Origin of the sequence: Paenibacillus pedocola, from assembly GCF_031599675.1 — a bacterium.
GTDB lineage: Bacteria > Bacillota > Bacilli > Paenibacillales > Paenibacillaceae > Paenibacillus_AQ > Paenibacillus_AQ pedocola.
Map to the genome: position 1 here is coordinate 2,857,930 of NZ_CP134223.1, position 16,989 is coordinate 2,874,918.

Annotated in this window: 15 protein-coding genes; 12 read left to right on the forward strand and 3 right to left on the reverse strand. The window is 50.4% G+C overall.

Annotation, left to right across the window (positions count from 1 at the left end; translation table 11 throughout):
- Nucleotides 1-21 precede the first annotated feature (21 nt).
- The 3 genes from rsgA to spoVM all read left to right on the forward strand — a co-directional run bounded on the left by rsgA (nucleotide 22) and on the right by spoVM (nucleotide 1,880).
- Nucleotides 22-927, forward strand: a complete 906-nt coding sequence (gene rsgA / locus QU597_RS12280) for a ribosome small subunit-dependent GTPase A (RefSeq protein ID WP_310832884.1) — start codon at nucleotides 22-24, stop codon at nucleotides 925-927.
- A gap of 3 nt (nucleotides 928-930) precedes the next feature.
- Nucleotides 931-1,599, forward strand: coding sequence for a ribulose-phosphate 3-epimerase (rpe, locus tag QU597_RS12285; protein WP_206104500.1), 669 nt, complete (start codon nucleotides 931-933; stop codon nucleotides 1,597-1,599).
- 200 nt (nucleotides 1,600-1,799) lie between these two features.
- Nucleotides 1,800-1,880, forward strand: a complete 81-nt coding sequence (spoVM, locus tag QU597_RS12290; RefSeq protein ID WP_020431362.1) for a stage V sporulation protein SpoVM — start codon at nucleotides 1,800-1,802, stop codon at nucleotides 1,878-1,880.
- 101 nt (nucleotides 1,881-1,981) lie between these two features.
- Here the strand turns inward: spoVM and rpmB are convergent, their stop codons facing one another.
- The gene (gene rpmB / locus QU597_RS12295) at nucleotides 1,982-2,170 is read right to left on the reverse strand and encodes a 50S ribosomal protein L28 (RefSeq protein WP_036686205.1); all 189 of its coding nucleotides are present in this window, start codon (nucleotides 2,168-2,170) and stop codon (nucleotides 1,982-1,984) included.
- A 191-nt stretch (nucleotides 2,171-2,361) separates the two neighbouring features.
- Here rpmB and QU597_RS12300 point away from each other — a divergent pair, with 191 nt between their 5' ends.
- The 5 genes from QU597_RS12300 (at nucleotide 2,362) to QU597_RS12320 (ending at nucleotide 10,366) form a co-directional block, all read left to right on the forward strand.
- Nucleotides 2,362-4,140, forward strand: coding sequence for a DAK2 domain-containing protein (locus tag QU597_RS12300; protein ID WP_310832885.1), 1,779 nt, complete (start codon nucleotides 2,362-2,364; stop codon nucleotides 4,138-4,140).
- Nucleotides 4,141-4,169: 29 nt separating this feature from the next.
- Nucleotides 4,170-5,030, forward strand: a complete 861-nt coding sequence (locus QU597_RS12305) for a DegV family protein (protein ID WP_310832886.1) — start codon at nucleotides 4,170-4,172, stop codon at nucleotides 5,028-5,030.
- Nucleotides 5,031-5,037: 7 nt separating this feature from the next.
- Entirely contained in the window at nucleotides 5,038-7,095 is a 2,058-nt protein-coding gene (recG, locus tag QU597_RS12310; RefSeq protein WP_310832887.1) for an ATP-dependent DNA helicase RecG, read from the forward strand.
- A 66-nt stretch (nucleotides 7,096-7,161) separates the two neighbouring features.
- The gene (locus QU597_RS12315; protein ID WP_206104504.1) at nucleotides 7,162-7,449 is read left to right on the forward strand and encodes a stage VI sporulation protein F; all 288 of its coding nucleotides are present in this window, start codon (nucleotides 7,162-7,164) and stop codon (nucleotides 7,447-7,449) included.
- 247 nt (nucleotides 7,450-7,696) lie between these two features.
- Nucleotides 7,697-10,366: a calcium-translocating P-type ATPase, SERCA-type gene (locus tag QU597_RS12320; RefSeq protein ID WP_310833297.1), complete on the forward strand. Its 2,670-nt coding sequence runs from the start codon at nucleotides 7,697-7,699 to the stop codon at nucleotides 10,364-10,366.
- Nucleotides 10,367-10,435: 69 nt separating this feature from the next.
- On the opposite strand, the gene QU597_RS12325 is transcribed toward QU597_RS12320, so the two are convergent.
- Nucleotides 10,436-11,374, reverse strand: coding sequence for a C40 family peptidase (locus QU597_RS12325; protein ID WP_206104505.1), 939 nt, complete (start codon nucleotides 11,372-11,374; stop codon nucleotides 10,436-10,438).
- 342 nt (nucleotides 11,375-11,716) lie between these two features.
- On the opposite strand from QU597_RS12325, the gene QU597_RS12330 reads away from it, so the two are divergent.
- The 4 genes from QU597_RS12330 to QU597_RS12345 all read left to right on the forward strand — a co-directional run bounded on the left by QU597_RS12330 (nucleotide 11,717) and on the right by QU597_RS12345 (nucleotide 15,698).
- Nucleotides 11,717-12,793, forward strand: coding sequence for an ABC transporter substrate-binding protein (locus QU597_RS12330; protein ID WP_310832888.1), 1,077 nt, complete (start codon nucleotides 11,717-11,719; stop codon nucleotides 12,791-12,793).
- A gap of 68 nt (nucleotides 12,794-12,861) precedes the next feature.
- On the forward strand, nucleotides 12,862-13,788 hold the full coding sequence (locus QU597_RS12335) for an ABC transporter permease (protein ID WP_206104507.1): 927 nt from the start codon (nucleotides 12,862-12,864) through the stop codon (nucleotides 13,786-13,788).
- Complete coding sequence (locus QU597_RS12340) at nucleotides 13,775-14,569, forward strand: ABC transporter ATP-binding protein (protein ID WP_310832889.1); 795 nt, start codon at nucleotides 13,775-13,777, stop codon at nucleotides 14,567-14,569. Before QU597_RS12335 ends, QU597_RS12340 begins: the two co-directional genes overlap by 14 nt.
- A gap of 253 nt (nucleotides 14,570-14,822) precedes the next feature.
- The gene (locus QU597_RS12345) at nucleotides 14,823-15,698 is read left to right on the forward strand and encodes a GNAT family N-acetyltransferase (protein WP_310832890.1); all 876 of its coding nucleotides are present in this window, start codon (nucleotides 14,823-14,825) and stop codon (nucleotides 15,696-15,698) included.
- Between the two features lie 106 nt (nucleotides 15,699-15,804).
- On the opposite strand, the gene QU597_RS12350 is transcribed toward QU597_RS12345, so the two are convergent.
- Entirely contained in the window at nucleotides 15,805-16,887 is a 1,083-nt protein-coding gene (locus QU597_RS12350; protein ID WP_310832891.1) for a GntR family transcriptional regulator, read from the reverse strand.
- Nucleotides 16,888-16,989 lie beyond the last annotated feature (102 nt).

Below are 16,989 nucleotides of genomic sequence, written 5' to 3' on the forward strand. Positions count from 1 at the left end.
GGAGAGGAAGGCTCATTATGTATGCCTGAAGGAATCATTGTAAAAGCGCTGAGCGGTTATTATTATGTAAAACCGCTGCATAACGGATTCATTGCGACAGAAGAAGAGGCTGTACAGTGCCGTGGACGGGGGATCCTGAAGAAAAGGGGCGTCGCTCCGCTCGTAGGAGACCGAATTATCTACGTTCTGACCGAAAACGGGGAAGGAATGGTTGATGAGATCCTCCCCCGGGAATCGGAATTAATCCGGCCGCCTGTAGCCAATGTCAAACTGGCGGTGCTGCTGTTCTCGGTACGTGAGCCGGATATGAATTTGAATCTGCTGGATAAGTTTCTGGTGCATATCGAGCACTCCGGATTGGAACCCCTAATTGTACTGACGAAGCAGGATTTGGCCGTTGACGAAGGTGAAGCCACAGCACTCGTGAAAGATCTGTACGAGCGTATCGGATATGAAGTGATGATTACCAGCTCTTTAACCGGCTCGGGCAGTGATGAGCTGCGCAACCGGCTGGCCGGAGTTATCAGTGTCTTCTCCGGTCAGTCCGGAGTCGGCAAATCGACGCTCTTAAATCGGCTGGTGCCTGGGCTTGAGCTGGAAACAGGTGAAATCAGCATGCGGCTGGGGCGGGGGCGTCATACCACCCGCCATGTCGAGCTGATGGACATCGGGAACGGCGGATTTGTAGCTGATACACCAGGGTTCAGCCAGCTGGATTTTTTAGAACTGGGTGTGGAGGAGCTGTCGGTCTGTTTCCGGGAATTTGCTTCCTATGCGGAAAATTGCAAGTTCCGCGGCTGCAGCCATCTTCATGAGCCGGGCTGCCGGGTCATAGAGGCCTGGCAGGCCGGTGAGATCGCAGACAGCCGCTATGATCACTACAAGCTGTTCTACAATGAAATGAAAGACAAAAAGCGGAGGTACTAACCTATGATATTACTAGCCCCATCCATTTTATCTGCCGATTTCGCAGCACTTGGTGCTGAAGTCGCGGAGGCTGAGGCCAGCGGCGCAGACTGGATTCATGTAGACGTGATGGACGGCCACTTTGTGCCGAATATTACACTTGGGCCACCGATTGTTAAGGCGGTAAAGGCGCATACCTCTTTGCCGCTGGATGTTCATTTGATGATTGAAAATCCGGAGCGTTATATCGCTGAGTTCGCAGCTGCTGGCGCATCTGTTATTACTGTACATGCCGAAGCATGCGTACATCTTCACCGTGTAGTTCACCAGATTAAGGAGCTGGGAATTATGGCGGGAGTGGCGATTAATCCGGGAACCCCGGCTTCAGCTGTACGTGAGGTGCTTGAGGATGTGGATATGGTGCTGGTTATGACGGTGAACCCTGGTTTTGGCGGACAGGCTTTTATTCCTAATACGATGCGTAAAATCCGCCAGATCCGTGAATGGGCCAATGAAATCAATCACAACAATCTGCGGATTGAAGTCGATGGAGGGGTTGCGGAGAACACCGCTCCAATCGTCGCTGAGGCTGGCGCAGACGTGCTGGTGGCCGGCAATGCCGTATTTGGACGTACTGACCGTGCAGCTGCAATACGGGCAATCCGTGAGGCTGCAGAGAGTGCAGTCCGTTAATTGCAGCTTATGAGCAAGCATTGAGGGATTAAGGTATAGGCCAAGTTATGGCCGCATAAATATGGTTACATGAGCAGAAATCTCATGTAGCCTTTTTTTGTACATCAAGGGAGGTCTGCAGTTCGTCTGGGTTCAATTATGTATACGGAAATTAAGGGAAGTCTCCTACCGTATGGCAAGAATTGATGGGAGGGTTAATGATGAAATTTTACACGTTTAAGCTGCCAAGATTTTTGGGAGGTTTTGTTAAGGCGATATTGAACACGTTTCAGAAGAGCTGAGTTCATAACCGAACAGAGAACATGAAAAAAAGCACCTTACGAATGTAAAGGGTGCTTTTTGCTTCATATGAGATATCGCTGGGCCCTGGAATAATCCAAGACTAAACGCGTTCAACTTTGCCGGCTTTCAAAGCACGGGTGCTGACGTACACGCGTTTTGGTTTTCCGTTCACGAGAATACGGACCTTCTGAACGTTAACTCCCCAAGAACGACGGTTGCGGTTGTTTGCGTGAGACACGTGGTTACCGCTGCTTGGCTTCTTGCCTGTTACTGCACATTTGCGGGACATAGATTACACCTCCTTGTTACTTACACCTGCGTAAAACAATACTTAAATATAATATCACAGCAAAATTTGCTACGTCAACCGATTCAAAAACATTTATTTCTTTTGGCTCTTATAGTACAATGTAAATTAGTGCATTATGTCCAGTTAATCATAGAATTGATTAGGCATGAAGTTAGGAAGGGGAATTCTCATTGAGTAAGCGTTCTATAAACGGAGCAGATTTTACCGCAATGGTACTCGCCGGTGCGGAAAAGCTGCAGCAGCATGCAGAGCACGTCAATTCCTTGAATGTATTTCCGGTTCCGGATGGAGATACAGGAACCAATATGAATTTGACGATGACCGCAGGTGCGAACGAATTGAAGAAGAATAATACCGCCTCAGTCGGTCAATGTGCAGGAGTACTCTCCAAAGGTCTATTGATGGGCGCACGGGGAAACTCCGGCGTTATTTTGTCACAGCTGTTCAGAGGTCTTGGACGCTACGCCGCCCAATATGATGAGCTGAACACGCAGCAGTTCGCAGCAGCGCTGCAGACCGGTGTGGATACGGCCTACAAAGCAGTGGTTAAGCCAGTGGAAGGAACCATCCTTACCGTCGCCAAAGAAGCTGCCAGACATGCCGTATACTATGCCCGCCGTACCACTGATATTACTGAACTTATGACAGAAGTATTGTCCAAGGCAAAAGAAGCGTTAGCCAATACACCGGAATTGCTGCCGGTCCTGAAGCAGGTTGGAGTAGTAGACTCCGGCGGCCAGGGTCTGGTCTACATTTATGAAGGATTCCATCAGCATTTGACAAGCGGAAGCTCCGGCGTGCAGACCCCTGCGCAAGGACAAGCTCCTGCCCCTGCAGCTGCAGCGGTACCCGTGCTGACTAAACAAGAAAATGTATTGTCATCCGTACAATCCTCCGCTCAATCCCAGCTTTCCACGGAGGATATCGAGTTTCTATATGATATGGAATTTTTCATCAACCGCCAGCTTGGCGCATCCGTGAAAGCGGATTTTGATGAGGAAGCTTTTAGGAAAGCGTTATCAGTCAACGGAGATTCCATTATTGTTATTTCCGATGATGAAACAATCAAAGTGCATGTGCATTCCAAAACACCTGGTGAAGTGATGAGCTTAGCACTCCTATATGGAGAGATCACTCAAATTCATATTCTGAACATGCGTGAACAGCATCGTGACTTGTTGACCGCGGGGATGGATATTGCGCCTATGCCGGAGCTGTTCGCGGATATGCCTACAGAGCAGAGCTCAGTGCAGGCACCGGCTGTTCCGCCGGCGGATGATATGGCGCCATACGGTTTCATCGCTGTATCTTCAGGTGAAGGCATTTCCGATATATTCAAAAGCCTTGGGGTCGATGCCGTGCTTGCGGGCGGACAGACCATGAATCCAAGCACAGAAGATTTCGTGAATGCGATTCACTTGATCTCTGCGAAGCATGTCTATATTCTGCCTAACAATTCCAACATCGTGCTTGCCGCACAGCAGGCCAAAGAGCTGCTCGAAGGTGAACGCGACATCACCGTGATCCCAAGCAAGAGCATTCCGCAAGGGATTGCTGCAGCCTTCGCCTTTCAGGAAGAGGATGCTGTGGACACCAATACCGAGAATATGCTCGAGGCCATTTCCCAAGTGAAGTCCGGGCAGGTAACGAATGCGGTCCGCGATACGGTCATCGAAGATCTGGAGATCAAATCCGGGCAGTTCATCGGTATTTCCAACTCGAAGATTGTAGCGGCCTCTGATGAGCTGCTTGCAGCCAGTAAGGCACTGCTTACGACCATGCTGGAGAACGGGGATGAGATAGTTACCGTTCTGACCGGTTCAGATGCCGAAGCAGACGTAACAGATTCGCTCGGAAGCTGGCTGGAAGAAACGTATCCGCAGGTGGAAGTAGAAGTTCATGAAGGCGGACAACCGCTTTATTATTATCTTTTCTCTGTGGAACCATAGGTTATTATTATAGTTTGGGGAGGAAACCCATGAATCGTACGGTCATTGTCACTGACAGCACATCAGATATCCCGCCGGCACTGGCGGAGAAGTACGGCATTGAAGTCGTACCGCTTACGCTTATGTTCGGTGAAGAAGCTTTCCGGGATAATATCGATATGACACCGGAGCAGTTCTATGAGCGTCTTCCCCGCTCACCACAGTTACCGACAACTTCTCAGCCTTCCCCGGTTGAATATATGAAGGTATACAGCAGCATTTTGGAGCGTAATCCGGATAGCCGTATACTTTCTTTTCATATTTCTTCCGGGCTCAGCGGTACATACCAGTCCGCCGTGCTCGCCAAATCGATGCTTGAGGAACAGGGAGAAGTTATCACTGTTGTTGATTCACTGTCCGCATCCTACGGGTTCGGATTTATGGTAGTAGCAGCTGCGCGAATGGCAGCGGAAGGCAAGGCGCCGGCAGAAATTCTGGAATCCGTAGAACAGCTGCGCCAGTCCCGCAAGTTGTATTTTTTGGTCGATACACTGGAATATCTGCAGAAAGGCGGCAGAATCGGCAAAGCGTCTGCAATTCTGGGCACGCTACTCAATATTAAGCCGATACTTTCCATTGATGCCGAAGGTATCATCTATGCGGTAGAGAAGGTCAGAGGCCGTAAAAAGGCAGTAGCCCGAATGATCGAGCTGTTCAAGGGGGATCTGCCGGGTGTGGACAAAATCAACGTGGCCGTGGGTCATACGGCTGAACCGGCTTACGGCGAAGAATTCCTGCAGGAATTGGCCGGGCACTTTACCCTGGAAGAGAAGGTGCTGACCAATGTCGGTCCCGTTGTAGGCAGCCATGTGGGCAACGGTACTCTAGCCGTATTCATTTGGCCCGCGTAAATAGGGGATGAATACACTGCTATCATTAGATCAAATTGAAGTCAAACAAATAACTGGCGTGAGCGCTCAAAAGCAAAGTGAGCTTCACGCCTTTGGCGTCTTTACAGTGAAGGATTTGCTGGAGTATTATCCGTTCCGTTATGAGGATTTCCGGCCTAAGACACTGAGTGAGGTCAAGCACGGCGACAAGGCTACACTGGTGGCTAAGGTGATCGGCATACCAGTGCTGCAGCGTTTTGGCGGCAAATCACGGATAAGCTGCAAAATGGTCGCCGAACCGTGGATGTTCACGGCGATCTGGTTCAATCAGACCTATGTCCGCGAACAGCTGACCGTTGGCCGTGAGATTGTGATTACGGGTAAATGGGATCAGAAGCGGAGCCAGATTAATGTAACGAATTATGAGTTTCCGGACCGCGGAGAGGGTAAGACAGGTACATTGCAGCCTGTCTATTCGGTCGGAGGGAAAATCACACAGACTTGGCTGCGTAAGGTCATCAATCAGGCCATGCAGCAGTTTGGAGAGCTGATTCCGGAGATCCTGCCGCAGGTAATCCTTCGGAAATATGATTTCATGCCGCGTAAACGGGCAATTGCTACGATTCATCAGCCCGAAGATACCCGAGAAGGCCAGCAGGGACGGCGCCGGATGGTGTACGAGGAGCTCTTTCTGTTCCAGCTCAAGGTGCAGGCATTCCGCGTGCTGAATCAGGGCAGAATGGATGGTGTGGTGCACACGGTCGATAATTCTACAGTCCGCCAGTTTGTGCGCAGCCTTCCGTTTGAGCTGACGGATGCCCAGAAGCATGTGGAGCTGGAGATTCTGCAGGATATGCGTTCCGGCTACTGCATGAACCGTCTGCTTCAAGGGGATGTGGGCTCCGGTAAAACGGTCCTCGCGGCCATTGCGCTGTACGCTACCGTAAGATCGGGTTTTCAGGGGGCGCTGATGGTGCCGACTGAAATTCTCGCCGAACAGCACATGCGCTCGCTGACCAAGATGTTCGAGCCTTTTGGCATCACAGTCGGCCTTCTGACGGGAAGCGTCAACGGCCGCAAGCGCAAGGAGCTGCTTGCTTCGCTGCAGATGGGGCTGCTCGATGTTGTGGTGGGAACCCACGCATTGATTCAGGAGGATGTATTCTTTCGCGCACTCGGTCTGGTGGTCACGGATGAGCAGCACCGTTTCGGGGTGAACCAGCGCAGCATCTTGCGGCGCAAGGGCTACAATCCTGATGTGCTCACGATGACGGCGACGCCGATACCGCGTACGCTTGCGATAACAGTATTCGGTGATATGGACGTGTCTACACTGTCTGAGCGCCCGAAAGGGCGAGTGCCTATTACTACCTATTGGGTCAAGCATGACCTGATGGAACGGGTGCTGAAGCTGGTGAACCGGGAGGTAGACCAGGGCAGACAGGCGTATCTGATTTGTCCGCTCATCGAGGAGTCGGAGAAGCTGGATGTGCAGAACGCGATCGATCTGCATGTGCAGATGTCTCAAGCTTTCCCCGGCTACAAGGTAGGATTGCTGCACGGACGGATGACCCCAGCGGAAAAAGATGAGGTCATGCGGGCCTTCTATAGTAATGAGATTCAGCTGCTCGTCTCCACTACAGTGGTAGAGGTCGGAGTTGATGTTCCTAACGCCACACTGATGATCATCATGGACGCTGACCGATTTGGCCTGTCGCAGCTGCACCAGCTGCGCGGCCGGGTCGGCCGCGGCCAGCATGCTTCCTACTGTGTACTTGTGGCCGATCCGAAATCGGAAATTGGCCGGGAGCGGATGACAGCCATGACCGACACGGATGACGGGTTCGAAGTGTCGCGGCGCGATTTAGAGCTGCGGGGTCCTGGGGATTTCTTCGGCACGAAGCAGAGCGGCCTTCCGGAATTCCGGCTGGCGGACATGACAGCTGATTTCGAAGTGCTGGAGCAGGCACGAGATGATGCCGCCGGGCTGCTGAAAGAGGCGTCATTCTGGACTTCACCCGATTATGCGCCGCTGCGCAGCTATTTACAGAGCGAGCAAATATTCCAAGGCGATATAATTGATTAAATAGGCACATGCGGCCGCCTGCCCTCATATACTGTGAATGATTGGATATGACGGGAGGTGCTGCATTTGGGTTATCAGCAATACGGAATCAGTCCACAGCTGGTGGAGCGGATCAAGCTGAAGATGAAGAATCCGGCGGTTAAGGAACGGATTAAGAACATGATTAACGGGATCTCCAAGCAGGAGCTGCAGGATACAGCGGTGGTACGCAGGCTTGTACGCAATGCCTCGGCAGTGCTGAGCGAGAAACTGACAGGGGCCCAGGAGGAACAGATCGTTAAATTTGTAATTGCGCAGAAGATAGATCCCAGCAATACTTTTCATCTTATACGTTTATGGGGGATGTTCCGCTGAGTGCGGAGGATGCCTGGTATCCGGCACAATTAAAGGCCGTTCCCGCAATGAATATTGCGGAAACGGCCTTTTTGCGTTTCACTGCAGGTGCATAAGACAGATGATTTTGAATATATACACAGTTTCTCTGCATCCCGCAGAACCTATTGGGTAAAACTCCATATAAGGGTTAGCGTAGATCCATGAAATCTTGGAAGGAGCTGAGGTATTGAATTCAAAGCCGGCAACGAAAGAAACTGCAGATAACATACCCTATCATACGCTGGATCATGGTGAGGTACTCAGGCGTCTGGAATCAGCGAAGAACGGATTAACAACCCCAGAGGCAGCACAGAGGCTCGAGCATTACGGAAAAAATATGCTTCAGGAAACAAAGAAGAAGTCTCTGCTGGCAAAATTTATGGAGCAATTCAAAAATGTAATGATTTTTATTCTGCTGGCCGCTGCGATACTGTCGGGGATTTTGGGAGAATGGACGGATACGGTCATTATTTTGCTGGTTGTGATCCTGAATGCTGTGCTTGGGGTTATCCAGGAGAATAAAGCGGAACAGGCGCTGGAAGCTCTGAAAAGTATGTCTTCACCGATGGCGAGAATCCGCCGGGACGGACAGGTTATGGAGATCAAAAGCGAGGAGCTCGTACCAGGCGATATTGTACTGCTGGAAGCCGGGAACGTCGTGCCAGCCGACCTTAGGGTACTCGAATCTGCATCTCTCCAGACCGAGGAAGCGGCACTGACCGGAGAATCCCTGCCGTCAGATAAACATGCCGGGGCACTGGAAGGCACGGATCTTGCACTCGGGGATCGCACCAATATGGCCTATATGAGCAGCAGTGTGACTTACGGCAGAGGAGTAGGAGTGGTTACGGCAACGGGAATGTTGACTGAGGTCGGCAGAATCGCGGGTTTTATAGCCCAGGCTGAACAGGATGTAACCCCGCTGCAAAAGAAACTGGATGAGCTAGGGAAATATTTTACGTATATAATTTTGGGAGTTTGCGTTGTGATTTTTGCCGTCGGAATTCTAGAGGGCAGAGAAATGCTGGATATGCTGCTCACTTCCATTTCACTGGCTGTAGCGGCGATTCCGGAAGGCCTGCCGGCGATTGTGACGATAATTCTGGCCCTTGGTGTCCAGCGGATGGCCAAGCGCAAGGCTATTATCCGCAAGCTTCCAGCGGTGGAGACACTGGGCAGTACCGAAATCATTTGCTCCGACAAGACGGGTACGCTGACGCTCAACCAAATGACTGTGGAGAAGCTGTTCGTAAACGGCCAATCTATAGAGGCCACAGACGCAGTCAAAAGCGAATCCGGAGGAGAACTGCTGCTGCAGGCGATGACGCTGTGCAATGATTCCAGTATCGATGAGAGTAAGGAAGTCAAAGCCGGGAAAACGAAAAGCGGCAAAGCAATCATCGGCGACCCGACAGAGACTGCACTGGTTGATTATGCACTGAGCATCGGGGTGGATAAGCGCGAGCTGGAAAAGCGGAATCCCCGGAAAAGAGAGCTGCCTTTTGATTCCGACCGCAAGCTAATGACTACGGTCCATGCACAGGAGCAGGGCGGGGAATTCCGCGCCTATACCAAGGGCGCACCCGATGTGCTGCTGTCCAAGTGCAGCTATATCTACGAAGCCGGCCATGTCGTTCCGCTGACGGATGAGCACTCCCGGCAAATTACAGCCCGCAATAAGCAGCTGGCTGACGAAGCGCTGCGTGTTTTGGCTTTTGCTTACCGTGATTACGGAGAACTTCTTGATGAGATGACGCCGGAGAGCGCAGAGACGGAGCTTGTATTCATCGGGCTGTGCGGGATGATTGACCCTCCGCGGGATGAAGTCCGAGATGCGGTAGCCGTCTGCCGCAAGGCGGGCATCCGTCCGGTCATGATTACCGGCGACCACAGGGATACAGCTGCGGCCATAGCCAAACGTCTGGGCATCATTGACGATGACCGCAGTGTGCTGACCGGCCGGGAACTGGACAAGATCAGTGAAGCTGATTTTGCCGAGAAGGTGACCGATTACTCTGTGTATGCGCGTGTCTCCCCTGAACATAAAGTACGGATCGTCAAAGCCTGGAGGCAGAAGGGTAAGATTGTCGCTATGACCGGAGACGGAGTGAATGATGCACCTGCGCTGAAATCTGCGGATATCGGTGTAGGCATGGGTATCACCGGAACGGATGTGGCTAAAGGTGTCTCTGATATGGTGCTTGCTGATGATAATTTTACAACGATTGTAGTTGCTGTTGAAGAAGGGCGGAAGGTGTACAGCAATATCCGTAAAGCTATTCAGTTCCTGCTGTCCGCCAATCTCGGAGAAGTGCTGACCTTGTTCATCGCAACGATGATTGGCTGGCGCATTCTTGAGCCGATTCATATTCTCTGGATCAATCTGGTGACGGACACCCTGCCTGCATTGGCACTGGGCCTGGAGAAGGCCGGGGAAGATGTAATGAAACGGAAGCCCCGCAAGTCAAGCAGCAGCATATTTGCCGGCGGAGTGGGTGCCGGTATTGTGTATCAGGGAATTATTGAAGCAGCGCTGACACTGCTGGTCTATTACTGGGCGCACACGCATTATGATGAGGGCGTTGCGGTTACGATGGCATTTGCTACTCTGGGACTGCTCCAGATCACCCATGCCTTCAACGTCAGATCCAATACCAAATCACTATTCCAGATCGGATGGTTTACCAACCGCTTTATGCTGGGAGCATCCCTGATCTCAGGCCTGCTGCTGGTACTGGTAATCATCATACCGGGTCTGAACGAATGGTTTGGCGTGGAGCATCTGAGCGGCCTGCAATGGGGAATTGTCTGCGGTGCTGCCATAGCTATTGTAGTTATTGTGGAAATCGTAAAGCTGTTTCTCCGGATGAGCGGCAAAGGAAAGACCTGGGATTAACATGCAAAGAGCCTGGTAGTCCAGTTACGGACTCCAGGCTCTTTTACCCTCAGCAAAGCGGTCGGAATTTTAAAGCACACGCTGCATATGCAGGATGACATTATGCCAATAGCCGGTGTCGAGCTCGCTGATCTGTACGCCGGGTTCACCCCAGGTATGGATGAATTTCCCGCCGCCGATATAAATGCCGACATGGCCTGGTACAGCATCACTCTCAAAGCGTCCGGGCACCGTGAAGAAAATCAGGTCGCCGGTCTGCAGATCATCGCGGCTTACCCGGCGGCCGATATTGTCCTGATCTCTAGCCAGCCGCGGCAGAGTGACACCGAATTTTTTAAATACATGCCGGGTAAAAGAAGAGCAGTCAAATTTCTTGGTTTCCTCGTAAGAGCCGGCACCAAAATCATAAGGTACACCTAAGAACTTTTTGGCGTAATCCACCAGTTCTCCGGTGTCAACATTCGAGGCACTCTGGATGCGCAGCGGTTTAGAACCGTCGGTAATTCCGTTCCTGCCTGTACTAACACCGGTATCTTTGTCCTTAGGGGGAGCAATATTGATCTCCCCACTGCTCGGATTCCAGCCCACTTCAGTCTGGAGCAGCTTGGACAGCGCTGTAGGCGTGATGTAGATTTGACCGTCGCGGCGAACCGGAGCATCCGGCAAAGTGATTTTCTCACCTAACGAAAAGACCTGGACTGAATCCGGCTTTAACATATACATCACGTCAGTGTAGCCGATCTTGGCATATCCACCGCTGGAGGTGTCATCCTTCATCCTGTAGCCAATAGAAGCAGCCGCCGGCTTCAGCGGAATCCAGAATTTTCCTTGCTTGTCGGTAATGGATGATTTCTCGTAATAGCTGCCTACAAAATTTCCAGCCGGATTAACAGCGTTCACTTTAGGTTTAGTATCGGTTTTGTAATATCCGCATGCGCTGCCGGTGAGGGAAAACGCCAATAGTATTGCTGCGGTGGCAACTGATTTTTTCTGTGCAGAAATTGTCATATGTCACGCTCCATCTTCATACTGTAGCTTAAGTTTGCACAGCCGGGTGTTGTTTCATAAGATCGGATGGTGTAAACATCTTGGGTAAACTTCCTGATTTTATAAGAAAAAGCTGCAATGAGGATGCGGGCCGCAGGAATCTGCACGGAATGTAATATCTGGATCATTCATAAATGATTGACGGATAAACAACGTCCATATAATATTAGTTAATAGATTTGCTGTATTAAATGGGAGATTCGTGTGAACTTTCGCTTTAATGCTTTTATCTTTAAAAGCGATAATGCTGAGTCGCTCACTTTGATGCACGCGCTGATACCGTAAATGAAAAGGGGTTATTTGATGAAGAAAAAGAATATTTGGGCAGGCTTAAGCCTGTGTTTGATGCTCGTAGCAGCAGGCTGCGGAAACAACAATGCAGCGAACACAGAAAATGCTGCTAACGCTGGGAATTCACCGGCAACAACTACCAATGCCCCTGCTAATGCCGGAGCTAACGACGCCAAATCCTATAAAATTGCAATCTCCCAATATGTTGAGCATCCTTCGCTGGATGCCACACGTGAAGGGTTCCTGGCCGCACTCAAGGACGCCGGAATCGTAGAAGGCGAGAACCTTAAGGTGGATCTTGAGAATGCTCAGGCCGATCAGGCTAACAACCTGTCCATCGCGCAGAAGATTGCCGGAGATAAGAATGATCTTGTCCTGGCGATTGCTACACCGTCAGCCCAATCAATTGTACAGAATGTGAAAGACACCCCAATTTTGTTTGCAGCTGTTACTGATCCGCTGGATGCCAAGATTGTTACTGACCTGGAGCATCCGGGCGGCAATGTATCCGGAGCATCTGATACGAATCCGGAAGCTATCACCCGGCTGATGAACTTCATAGCAACGCAGTTCCCTAACGTGAAGAAGCTGGGGCTAGTGATTAATGAAGGCGAGCCCAATGCAGTCGTCATGGCTGATATTGCCAAGAAAGAGCTGGACAAACACGGCATCGAGCTGGTGAAGGCGGCGATCACGAATACTTCCGAAGTGAAGCAGGCTGCAGAGTCCCTCGTCGGCCGTGTGGATGCCTTCTATATCACCCTTGATAACTCCGTCGTGAGCGGTGTGGATGCAATCATCCAGACGGCAAATGACAACAAGATTCCTTTCTTCTCGGCTGACCGCGACACCGTAGAGAAAGGCGCTTTTGCTACAGTCGGCTTTAAGTATTATGATCATGGCTACCAGGTTGGTGAAATGGCTGTTGAAGTGCTTAAGAACGGTACCAGCCCTGGAGATATGAAAGTGACGATGCAAGAGAAGCTGGACCTGATTCTTAACCTGAAGGCAGCAGCTGCCCAGGGTATAGAAGTCACAGATGCCATGAAAGCTGAAGTCGCCGATCAGGCAAGCAATATCATTCAATAATTGTCAGACATCATTATGGGGCGATTCCCGGCGGGACGCCCCTTGCCGCTTGAGGGAGGAAGTCACCTATGTATAATTCAATGCTTGGAGCCGTGGAAATGGGCCTCTTGTATGCTTTTATGGCTTTAGGGGTTTATATTACGTTCCGGATTCTCGATTTCCCGGATTTAACCGTGGATGGAAGCTTTACAACCGGCGGTGCAATTGCCGCTGTGATGATTACAAACGGTTATTCACCATGGCTGGCTACTCTTTGTGCGCTGGCAGGAGGTATGCTGGCCGGCATGTGTACAGGCCTGCTGCATACCAAAGGTAAGATTAACGGACTGCTGTCAGGGATACTGATGATGATTGCGCTTTATTCGATCAACCTGCGGATATTAGGCAAACCGAATGTTTCGCTGATGGGGGAAACAACATTATTCAGCTCGATTAACCCGCTGCTTGTAATGCCGTTTGTTGTGATCCTGGTTAAGGTTCTAATGGATCTGTTTCTGCGGACTGACCTGGGACTCGCTCTGCGGGCAACAGGAGACAATGCGCGGATGATCCGCAGCTTTGGCGTGAACACCGATACTACGACTATTCTCGGCATCAGCCTGTCGAACGGGATGGTGGCGCTCTCGGGCGCACTAATCGCCCAGTATTCCACTTTTGCCGATTCATCTATGGGTATAGGAATGATTGTTATCGGTCTGGCCTCGGTAATTATCGGGGAAGCTATCTTTGGAGCACGTAGCGTATTCCGGGCCACATTGGCTGCAGTTCTCGGCTCTATCGTGTACCGGATTGTTGTCGCACTGGCTCTGAGAGTTCCTTGGCTAGAGGCCTCCGATCTGAAACTGATTACAGCCATTATTGTCATTATTGCACTGCTGTTCCCTTCCCTTCAGCGTTATCTGAAAACGAAGAATACAGCACGCAGGCGTACGGCCGAGCTTGAAGATCTGGCGTTGCGCAACAAGAAAGGGGGAGCAGCTGATGCTAAAGCTTGATAATGTCTCCAAGCTGTTCAATCCCGGCACACCCGATGAGAAAATCGCGCTGTTCGGCATTGATCTGGAGCTTCGTGCCGGAGATTTCGTGACGATTATCGGAAGCAACGGAGCAGGCAAGTCTACGCTGATGAATGTGATTTCCGGCGTGATGCGGCCGGATCTGGGCGAAGCCCGGATCGATGGAAGCTCTATCAGCCACTTGCCGGAGTTCCAGCGGGCCCGCTGGATCGGGCGGGTCTTTCAGGACCCGATGGCCGGAACAGCGCCGCATATGACCATTGAAGAGAACTTGGCGATGGCTTACAAGAGAGGCCAGAAGCGCGGGCTATCCTTTGGCGTTAATGCCGCCAGACGATCTATGTTCCGCGAACAGCTGAGCCGCCTGGGTATCGGGCTGGAGAACCGGCTGCGCGCCAAAGTGGGACTTCTGTCCGGCGGGGAGCGGCAGGCGCTCAGCCTGCTGATGGCGACCTTTACCCAGCCGCAAATTTTGCTGCTGGATGAGCATACGGCAGCACTCGATCCTGCCCGGGCGGAACTGATTACCAAGCTGACCGAATCCATCGTCCGCGAGATGAAGCTCACGACGCTGATGGTTACCCATAACATGGAACAAGCAATCCGCCTGGGTAACCGTCTGATCATGATGGATAAAGGATCGGTTATTCTGGATATTGATGAAGAGCGAAAGAAGGATCTGACTGTAGAACGTCTGCTTGGCGAGTTTGAAGCGATCAGCGGACACAAGCTGGCGGATGACCGGATGATGCTCGGCTAATCATAACTGTAACGGCAGGACTTAACACTGGATAGAGATGTAAAGACTTGAACACAGTTAAGCAACATACTGTGATTCAAGTCTTTTTGGTTTATAACAGAGGCTGTATTCCGAATAAATAGCTGTTAGAATAGGATAATTACAGTATCAAGGAGGCGGTTCCATTGGCAACTCTAATAATGCGGACAGATATAAGAAGGATAGCGCCTGATCGTCCATAAACTGCGTATTTCCTTCCTGATGAGGGTCGTATATGCAAAATTATCAAATTACAAAAATGAAGGACTTTTCCAAAGCTCAAATTGATCCAATCCACAGACTGGAACAATTATGCAAGACATTTGATTGTTCAAGTTTAAGAGTGGGCTTAGAAAGTCTTAAAGAAATTGACGGTGATGAAGCCTTTCTGTGCCATACCGGTAACCAGATCATCGGATTCCTCAGCTGGTATACCTCGGATGGGAAGGAAGCGAATATTAATGGTATGGTCCACCCGGACTACCGCCGCCAGGGTATATTTCGCGGATTACTGGAACATGCCGCATCAGACATGCAGACACAGGGCATCGAAACTTACCGTTTCAGGATTCCGGCCAATTCTGAGCCAGGTATGGAGTGTATTCGGTATCTAGGCGCTGATTTTGCAACATCTGAATTTACCATGATGCTAAATCGCGGACAAGTGGAAGACTCTTTGCTGCCCAGTCACTCCATAGATCTGCGGCTTGAGCAGGCTTCCGATTTTGAGTTCATGGTTAGCTGCTCCTCCCTGGCGTTTGGCGATTCAGAATCATGGACCAGAAGTTATTTAACACGTACCAAAGGACCGGAACGGATCACTTACATTGCAACGGAGAGCATGATTCCGGTCGGGATGATCAGAATCAATTACCTGGCAGCAGGTCTTGCTGTCATTCATGATTTTTGTGTGCTTCCTGCATACCAGGGCAAAGGGCTGGGTGGTGAAATCCTTGGTGCGGCAGTTAAACTCTTGCTGGATCAGAAGGATGTTCGGGTGCGTCTTGGAGTCATCACTCACAATAGGCGGGCATTGAATCTGTATCAGAGAGCAGGATTTGAGATCTCTGCGGAGTCTCATTATTATGTGATCGCGGCGGACAAATTCTAATATGTATTAAAAGTTTTCCTAAATGATAATCGCCCTGCATCCGGTCTGTTTGACCGGGTGCAGGGCGATCTTCTTATATTCTGGCCGAGGTGTGTGCCTGTGCAGCTTATCTTTTCCTTACCGTCTCGCCTTCAACCAGCACAGGCTGATAGTAGGTTTGATCGCGCAGATCCTTTTTTCCCTGCAGCTTCTTTATAACCCAGTCGGCGGCATCCCGCCCCATTTGTTCCTGAGGGTGGGTCAAGGTCGTCAGTGTGATGTTCGCATTTTTGGCAATATAAGAATTATCCTGGCCAATAATGGACAACTCTCCGGGAACCGAAATATCAAGTTGTCTGCACACCTGTACGACCTCCAGGCCAACCTCATCGTTATAACAGACAATTGCAGTTAATGCGCCTCTATTTTCGGTCAGGAAGTTCTTTAAGTTGGCGGACAGCTCCTGCTTCGTCTCTGTATAGAAGGAAAGGACCTGTTCCGGGTGAAACCGTAGCTTGGCTTCTCCGAGTGCTTTGATATAGCCTTTCATCCGGTACTTTCCCTGCAAATCGTCCATTTTGGCGATGATCCCAATCTGTGTGTGTCCGTTAGAGATCAATTCCTTAGTAGCCAGGTAGCTGGATTGAACGTCATCGAGGCAAAAGAAAGGAACCTCCAATTCCTCATAATAGGCATTAATCATGATGAACGGGACATCCTGTTCTTTGAACGTCAGGTAGTAGGCGATATTGGGATTGTACAGGTTACTTTTCGTAGGCTCAATGATCAGACCGTCCACCCCAAAGGACAGCATCATCTCTAGTGCTTTCTTTTCCTGGGCGACATCGTTATTTGTACTGGCCAGCAGCAAGGAATAATCATCTTCGTTCAATCTGGACTCAATCCCGCGGATAATGGAAGGGAAGATGTAATCAGAGATGTAAGTCGTAATGACGCCGATTGTTTTATTATTGGAATTCCCGCCGGTTTTGGAGCGGAACTGATTGCTGACATAAGTGCCCGAGCCTTTCTCACTTCGCAGGAAACCTTCGTTTGCAAGCTCCAAAATCGCCTTTCGTACCGTCTGCCGGCTGACTTGATACATCTCCTGCAGAGCGGATTCCGTGGGGATCTGGTTCCCTACGCTGTATGTTCCTGATAGAATATTGCTTTTTATATCTTCAAGGATGACCTGATACTTTGGTTTCACACGATTCCTTCTTTCCTGGTTGTTCTAATACTACTTTGTCGTTCCGTAATAGTTGTATGTACATATTCTAGCACAGTTACGAACAAATTATAATCCATCGTC